Source organism: uncultured Pseudoflavonifractor sp. (genome assembly GCF_944387275.1).
Taxonomy (GTDB): Bacteria; Bacillota; Clostridia; order Oscillospirales; family Oscillospiraceae; genus Pseudoflavonifractor; species Pseudoflavonifractor intestinihominis.
The window spans coordinates 1-7,216 of the sequence record NZ_CALXEG010000071.1 but is presented as its reverse complement, the minus strand read 5'-3'; the positions used below and the strand labels follow the sequence as shown (position 1 = coordinate 7,216).

The 7,216-nt window shown below is 60.4% G+C and carries 7 protein-coding genes; 3 read left to right on the top strand and 4 right to left on the bottom strand.

Annotated elements, in window-relative coordinates; translation table 11 throughout:
• Both Q0K23_RS12600 and Q0K23_RS12595 read right to left on the bottom strand, forming a co-directional pair.
• On the bottom strand, positions 1-344 hold a 344-nt coding region (locus Q0K23_RS12600), incomplete at its 3' end, for a hypothetical protein (protein ID WP_294522932.1).
• A 239-nt stretch (positions 345-583) separates the two neighbouring features.
• Positions 584-718 (bottom strand): helix-turn-helix transcriptional regulator, encoded by a 135-nt coding sequence (locus Q0K23_RS12595; protein ID WP_294522930.1) that lies wholly within the window; start codon positions 716-718, stop codon positions 584-586.
• A gap of 245 nt (positions 719-963) precedes the next feature.
• On the opposite strand from Q0K23_RS12595, the gene Q0K23_RS12590 reads away from it, so the two are divergent.
• Positions 964-1,527: an RNA 2'-phosphotransferase gene (locus Q0K23_RS12590; RefSeq protein WP_294522927.1), complete on the top strand. Its 564-nt coding sequence runs from the start codon at positions 964-966 to the stop codon at positions 1,525-1,527.
• A 199-nt stretch (positions 1,528-1,726) separates the two neighbouring features.
• Positions 1,727-2,497: a sporulation transcription factor Spo0A gene (spo0A, locus tag Q0K23_RS12585; protein WP_294522925.1), complete on the top strand. Its 771-nt coding sequence runs from the start codon at positions 1,727-1,729 to the stop codon at positions 2,495-2,497.
• A gap of 79 nt (positions 2,498-2,576) precedes the next feature.
• On the opposite strand, the gene Q0K23_RS12580 is transcribed toward spo0A, so the two are convergent.
• On the bottom strand, positions 2,577-3,191 hold the full coding sequence (locus Q0K23_RS12580; protein WP_294522922.1) for a TetR/AcrR family transcriptional regulator: 615 nt from the start codon (positions 3,189-3,191) through the stop codon (positions 2,577-2,579).
• Positions 3,192-3,381: 190 nt separating this feature from the next.
• A complete protein-coding gene (locus Q0K23_RS12575) occupies positions 3,382-5,379 on the bottom strand; it encodes an FAD-binding protein (protein WP_294522919.1) in 1,998 nt (665 codons plus the stop codon).
• Positions 5,380-5,872: 493 nt separating this feature from the next.
• Here Q0K23_RS12575 and Q0K23_RS12570 point away from each other — a divergent pair, with 493 nt between their 5' ends.
• The gene (locus Q0K23_RS12570) at positions 5,873-6,898 is read left to right on the top strand and encodes an aldose epimerase family protein (RefSeq protein WP_294522916.1); all 1,026 of its coding nucleotides are present in this window, start codon (positions 5,873-5,875) and stop codon (positions 6,896-6,898) included.
• Positions 6,899-7,216 lie beyond the last annotated feature (318 nt).

The following is a 7,216-nucleotide window of genomic DNA, read 5'->3' as shown; positions in this document are numbered from 1 at the left end:
AAAAATTTATTTTGATTATTCAATTTTGAAAAACTGAATACCTCAAAATCAGAAAGAGAGCGGCCAAGCACTTTGAGGGATTGGCCGCCTTGTCCACCCATCCAGCGGGACAGCGGGCGGAGGTCAAGGCCGGGTGTAAACCCGTTCATTTCAGCCTTGACGGTTGCCCGTTGTCCTGCTACTTTTCCGGGAGTGTGGCCACAACTTCGGGACACTTTGTCCACAAGTTGGAGCGTAGGACGAGGAACTGGGGCTTTCATATACGCCCTGTCTGCTGATGAGTCCAGACCTGCGCTTGCGGCTCCACGCCACGCAAGCACAGCCCTGTTTTCCTGCCGCTTCAAATGCCCTTGCCCTCCCCGGCGGCAACGGCATTTTCACGGCAACGCCGACAGAGCGTATAACACACTACACTTTGCTTCGCAAAGTCGTGTGCCAAATGGGGGCGTTGCCCCCTTTGGAAACCCCCACAAGAAAAGGCGGTACGCTACCCCTCCACGGGGCGCATACCGCCTTTTCTTGTTATCCAGCCCTCCGGCTGTATCGGTTGAGCAAAAGTCCGCGTGGGATTGATGTGGTATCTTTAACTTTGGGAAACTCCGTTCTCCCATTTGCTCACCGTCTGGTAGGAGACATTCAGCGTCCTGGCCAGGATATCCTGCGTAACGCCTTTTTGCAGGCGAAGCTGTCTGATTTTATTTCCCAATTTCAATTCCATCGTTGCCCCTCTTCTGAACTGTTTCATAGATCTTCCAGTCTGTCCGAACCCATGGCGGCCGCCCTGTTCTGAGCTTATTATAGAGTCCGGCGGCCCCAAAACGCAATCACGCGGAAGGCGAGTGCCGTCGCAGCAGCAGAGAGCTGCGGCCTGTGCGGAATATGCTGTCCTGATTGACCGGCCATCCGGTCTATGCTATAATATGGAAAATATTATGTAAATTTATATTACGGGAGGGCGCGATTATGAGCCAAGCCAAGCTGTCCATCTATCTCTGCCGCCTGCTGCGGCACGCCCCTGAGGATGCCGGTCTGGATATGGACCGCCACGGCTGGGTCAGCACCGCGCAGCTCATCGAAAACGTCAACAAGGCCGGACGGTACCGCCTCACCATGCCCCAGCTGGAGCAGCTTGTGGCCGCCGACAACAAGGGCCGCTACCGCTTCAGCCCGGACAAGAGCCGGATCAAGGCCTGCCAGGGCCACTCCATCCCCTGGGTGGAGCCTGAGCTGACCCCCGCCGCCCCGCCCGCCTACCTGTACCACGGCACCACCGAGCGGGCCTGGAGCGCCATTCAGGACAGCGGCTATATCTCCCGCATGTCCCGCCATGCGGTCCACATGCAGGCCGAGGAGTCCAAGGCCTGGCAGTCCGCCTGCCGCTGGCGGCAGGCGCCGGTGGTGCTGAAGATCGACGCCCGGGCCATGGCCGCCGACGGGTGCTCCTTCGGCGTGTCCGACAACGGCGTGTGGTGCACCGAGCGGGTCGACCGGAAGTACGTCTGCGATGTACTGCGCCCCTCTGTGTGACCGGCCGAATCCGCCCTTTTCCCCCCTTGGGCCTGTCCATTCGACTTCTGCGGTCGAGAAAAGTCGAATCGTTTTTATCCATTTATTTCCATTTTCCTCTTGCGCTCGCTGTCTATTTATGGTAAATTATAGCCAACCGGTAATGACATCTGGCCCGCGGCGCTATCTCATCAAGCACACGCTTGGAAAGGACGAGGACATGGAGAACAAAATCAGGATTCTGACTGCGGACGCGGGAGAGGAATTCCGCAGCCTGCTCAACGATGCGCTCAGCGAGGAACCCGATATGGAGGTCATCGCCTCCACCGGGGACGGACAGGAGACCATTCGTCTGGCAAAAGAGCTTGGGCCGGACGTGGTGGCCATGGACCTGGTCCTGACACGAATGGATGGGTTGGAGGTGCTCTCCGAGCTGGCGGCCCTGACGCCCCGGCCCCGGGTGCTGGTGATCTCCAGCTTTGCCAGCGGCGCGGTGGCCACCCACGCCGCCTCGGCGGGCGCGGACTATTATCTGATGAAGCCCTGCCGTATGACCACTGCCGCTGAGCGCATCCGTCAGCTCTCCGCGCTGATCCAGCCCAGCCAGGAGGAGGCCGCCCAGCCCGCCGCCAAGGAGCAGAGCCTGGAGAGCACGGTCACCGCTATCATACATGAGATCGGCGTTCCCGCCCACATCAAGGGCTACCAGTACCTGCGGGAGGCCATCATCATCGCGGTCCAGGACATGGACGTGATCAACGCCGTCACCAAGGTGCTCTACCCCGAGGTGGCCAAGAGGTTCAACACCACCGCCTCCCGGGTGGAGCGGGCCATCCGCCACGCCATTGAGGTGGCCTGGGACCGGGGCGACCTGGAGACCCTCCAGAAGTATTTCGGCTACACCGTCTCCAACGCCAAGGGCAAGCCCACCAACAGCGAGTTCATCGCCATGATCGCCGATCGGCTCCAGCTCCAGCAGAGGGAGAAATGATCCCCTATCTCCGTACAGCATAAAATGCGCCCGCCCCGCCGGTTTCATCCGGCAGAGCGGGCATGTTTTTTATATTTTTTTATCTTTTCAGCAGAAACAGCTCCAGGCTGCCCAGCCAGCGCAGCGCCCGTTCCCGCTGGTGCTGGGCGTCCACCGACTCCTCAATGCTCCAGGCGTAGTTGGAGCCCAGCTTTGTGATGGTGAGCTGCTCCCAGAAGGCAGCCTTGTCCACATCCGGGCGGAATTCCCCGGTCTGGATGCCAAAGTCGATGATGCGGGAGATATGCTCCTCCGGCAGGTCGGAGCGGCTCTGCTCCTGGGAGATCCCAGTGCGCAGCATTCCCTCCTGATAGGCCCGGCTGAACATGCGCCCGTACTGTATCACCTGGTCTACATAAATCTCCACATAGTGCTGGTAGAGCTGCCGGGCGCTCTGGGCATTCTCATAGTCCAGTTCCTCGTTCAGCCGCTGATACAGCGTCTTATTGAACTCAGAGGCCAGGTAGTAGACAATGTCCTCTTTGGAGTTATAGTATACATAATATGTCCCTTTGGACACCCCGCACGCCGCGCAGATCTGGCTGACCGACACGCCGCTGTATCCACGCTGACCGATGAGCTCCACGGCCTTCTCCATCAGCTTCCGCTTGGTCTCCTGGGCCTTGAGCGAGCGGCGCTCCATTCCCTTTGCCATAGTCCAACCTCCTGTGATAGCGGTGCCGCATCCGTCCCGGCCCACGGCCCCGGACGGGCAAGCTATAGCATACCACAGCCGGGCGGAAAAGAAAACCCCGGCGCCGCACCATGCGCGCCCAGCGTGCAGCTTGCAGAAAAGAGGCCTGTCTCCCTTTGGGGAGACAGGCCTCTCGGGTCGCTGACAGGGATTACTGGTTCAGGTCGTAGCCGATGATGTCCGCCACAGCCTGCATGGAGGCGTCGTGGTCGGTCCACTCGTCGCTGACGGGCGTGCCGGTCAGGGCCTCGGTGATGCTCTCAGCGGCGGTCTTGCCGGAGAGGAAGGAGAAGCTGCTGGCGCAGCCGCTGTCCAGGAAGTTGTAGTGCTCGGCGTAGAAGCCGCCGGCGTCAGCGCCGACGCAGTACAGACCGGGGATGATGTCGCCGTCCTCGCTGACGACCTCCATCTTCTCGTTGATCTTCACGCCGCCGATGGTGGTCAGCATGCCGCCCACCATCTTCACCGCGTAGTAGGGGCCGTCGCCGAAGGCGATCAGCCGGTCAGCGGTCTTGCCGAAGTCGGGGTCCTCGCCGTTGGCGCAGTAAGTATTGTAGGTCTCCACGGTGGACACGAAGGTGTCCGCGGGCACCTCCATCTGGGCGGCCAGGTCCTCCAGGGTGTCGGCCTTGATGACGAAGCCCTTCTCCACAGCCGCGTCCAGGACCTCCTGGAGGCCCTCGATGGGGGCGTTGGTGGAGGGGGTGAAGCAGGTGCCGGACAGGGTGTTGTTGGTGCTCATGAAGTCGATCATGGACTGGTCCAGAATGCTCCAGTAGAAGCCGTGCTCCTGGTCGCAGGCCAGCATGAAGCCGCTGGTCTCGTCGGAGAACCGCTCGCCGCTGTTGTTGACCCACAGATAGCCCTGATAGCCCACGCGGTGGACCGGGGAGTCAATGGCGCAGCCGGGCACGGTGGTCAGGCTGTAAGCCACCCACTCCTGTCCGAACTTGGCGGCGCCCACGTCCCAGCACATCTGGATGCCTTCGCCCATGCGGCCGCCGGTGCCGCCGGCCTTCAGGTTGCCGCCGGAGGTGGAGGCGTCGGCCTGGTTCTGGCCCACGTACTCGGCCAGCATCTCCTCATTGTCCACAAAGCCGCCGGTGGCCACGATGACGGACTTGGCGTTGACGGTGACCTTGTCGCCGGCAGCGGTCTCGGCGTTGACGCCCACGCACTGGCCGTTCTCATCCATGTTCAGGCTCTTGCCGGTGGTGTTGAGCAGGGTGGTGACGCCCAGCTCATTGCACTTGGCCTGCATCCGCACGGCCACGCCGGGGCCCTCGCCCTCCAGCATCAGCCAGGTGGAGGTGTTGGGGCCGCGGAAGGAGTCGTAGGCGGCCTCCACGTTGTTGCCCAGGCTGATGATCCAGTTGGTGGAGGTGCCCACGTTGTTCATGAACAGCTTCACGATCTCAGGGTTGCTGTTGTTGTGGTTGTGGTTCATGTGGTACTCATAGCCCTCTTCGGGGGTCTGGGTCTGCATACCGAACATGACGTCGCCGATGGAGTTGAGGGAGTAGTGGCACTCGGTGCCGTACAGGGCGCCGCCGCTCACGCTGCGCTTCTCCAGCATGACCACGTTGAGGCCCAGCTGGGCGGCACGGACAGCGGCCGCCAGACCGGACCCGCCGGCACCCACGATGGCCACGTCGCAGTCATAGGTGGCATCGCCGGTGGACTCAGGCTTGCTGGTGGCGTCGGTCATGAACTCGTCCACAGAGGCGCCGGCCTGCTCGATGCAGCCCTTGACCGCCTCGATGATGCCGTTGCAGGCCAGGGTGCAGGTGGCGATGGTGTCGATGTTCACGCTCTGGTTCTCCACGATCCGGTCGGGGATCATGTTCAGGGCGGGGGAAGCGATGGAGGGGGTCTCCTTCTCGTCAGTCACTTCCACCTTGGTGATGCGGCCGTTCTCGAAGGTAGTGGCCACATAGATAAAGTCGTTTCTGCCGGAGCCAAAGTCGGTGTAGGTGCCGTCCTTGGCGCTGCTGAAGGGGGCCTCGTCGGTCTGGGCCGGCGTGGCGGATACCTCGGTCTGGGGCTGCGTCTCCCCGGTGGGCTCTGTGCTCTCCTGTCCGCAGGCCGCCATGGCAAACAGCATGGCGCCCGCCAGCAGCGCACAGAGCAGCTTCTTCGCGCGCTTCATTTTCTGTTCCTCCTGTTTCTTTCTCTTTCCACTTGCTTACTTATGGTCACTGACCGTCGGTAAGTACGTCTTTATTTTAACAGTTAATTTCGCCTTGTCAATAGTTTGTTAAAGTTTTTTCGTTCTCCCGTTTTTCCACTAAAATATTTCCTTTTTCCCGTATATTTCCAATATTTCAAAATATCGCAGGGCAAAAATACTTTTACGGCACTTTGCGGGCACAATGTCAGGGAATTTTTATCCAATTGCACCATGTATTGCTCCGCCCGCCTTTTCCCTTTCCCGCCCTTCTGTCCGGCCAACCCCGCGTTTCTCACATTGTGTTCACATTTTTTGGGGGAACAGCTCCAACTTCCGGCTGTTTTCACCATTTTATTTTTCTTTTCCTATCAGAATCGTATAAAATCTCTGTTGTCAACCAGGAGCCAATGTTATATACTTTTTCATATGTTAATAACTCTCATCATTGTTTGTCTGAAAGGAGCTCCACGCTATGAGCGAGACCGGTGTACAGCCCGGGGTTTGGATCGCCCGCCCCTTCGGTACCACCAGCACAGGTGAAGCCGTTACCTGTTACCGCATTGAAAATCCCTCCGGCGCATGGGTAGAAGTTCTGGACTACGGCTGCACGCTGCGCGGGATCGGCGTTCCGGACCGGAAAGGCCAGATCACCGACGTTCTCCTGGGCTATGACCGCATAGAGGACTATGAGGCAGGCGACGCCTATCTGGGCGCTGTCATCGGCCGCTGCGCCGGTCGCATTGCAGGCGCCAAGGTCACCCTGGGGGGCAAGACCTATCCCCTCTCCGCCAACTGTGGGGACTATCAGCTCCACGGCGGCGTCCGCGGCTTTAACCGGTACATCTGGTCGGCCAAGGTCCGGGGCGGCAACCTGGTGTTCCGCCGCCGCTCTCCCGACGGTGAGGAGGGCTATCCCGGCAATCTGGAGGTGTCTGTCTCCTTCGCCTGGAGCAACAGCAACACCCTCTCCCTGGAGTTCACCGCCTTTGCGGATCAGGATACCGTGGTGTCCCTTACCAACCACCCCTATTTCAACCTCAACGGCGCCGGCGCCGGTACCATCGACAAGCACACACTTCAGGTCTCCGCCGACGAGTATACCGAACTGGACCAGCGGAATTTGATTACAGGCCGTATTCTTCAGGTTGAAAATACCCCTCTGGATTTTCTCCGCCCCAAGCCGCTGGACGTTCCGGTGGATTATAACTTCTGTTTCTCCCGCACCGGGCTCCACTCCGCCGCCCAGCTGTGCAGCCGGGAGAGCGGCATCACCCTGGACGTCAGCACCACCCAGCCCGGCCTTCAGGTGTACACCGGCGACTTTCTCTCCGGCCCCGCCGGAAAGGGCGGCGCGGTGTACGGTCCCCGCAGCGGCGTGGCTCTGGAGGCTCAGGGTTGGCCTGACGCCGCCGCCTGGCCCGCCTTCCCCTCCAACATCCTGCGGCAGGATGTACCCTACCAGCAGCGCATCGAGTTTGCCTTCTCCGTGCGTGGCTGACGCCATACTTTTCAGACAAAAGGAGCCGTCCGGTCTTGCAGACCGGACGGCTCCTTTCCCTATTGCAGCTCAGACAGACATCCCGGCCGGGGTGTGTCCGCATAACATCAATAATTCTTGGCCTGAAGCTCGAAATAGGCCTGGGGATGTGCGCACACAGAGCACACGCCGGCCCCACCCCATCCGGAAACCGGATGGGGACCCCGACGGATCAAAAGAGGGCTGCGGCAAAACCGCAGCTCTCTCACGCGCTCCGCGCGGGGAAGCCCCCGGCGGGACAGCGCTCAATAATTCTTGGCCTGAAGCTCGAAATAGGCC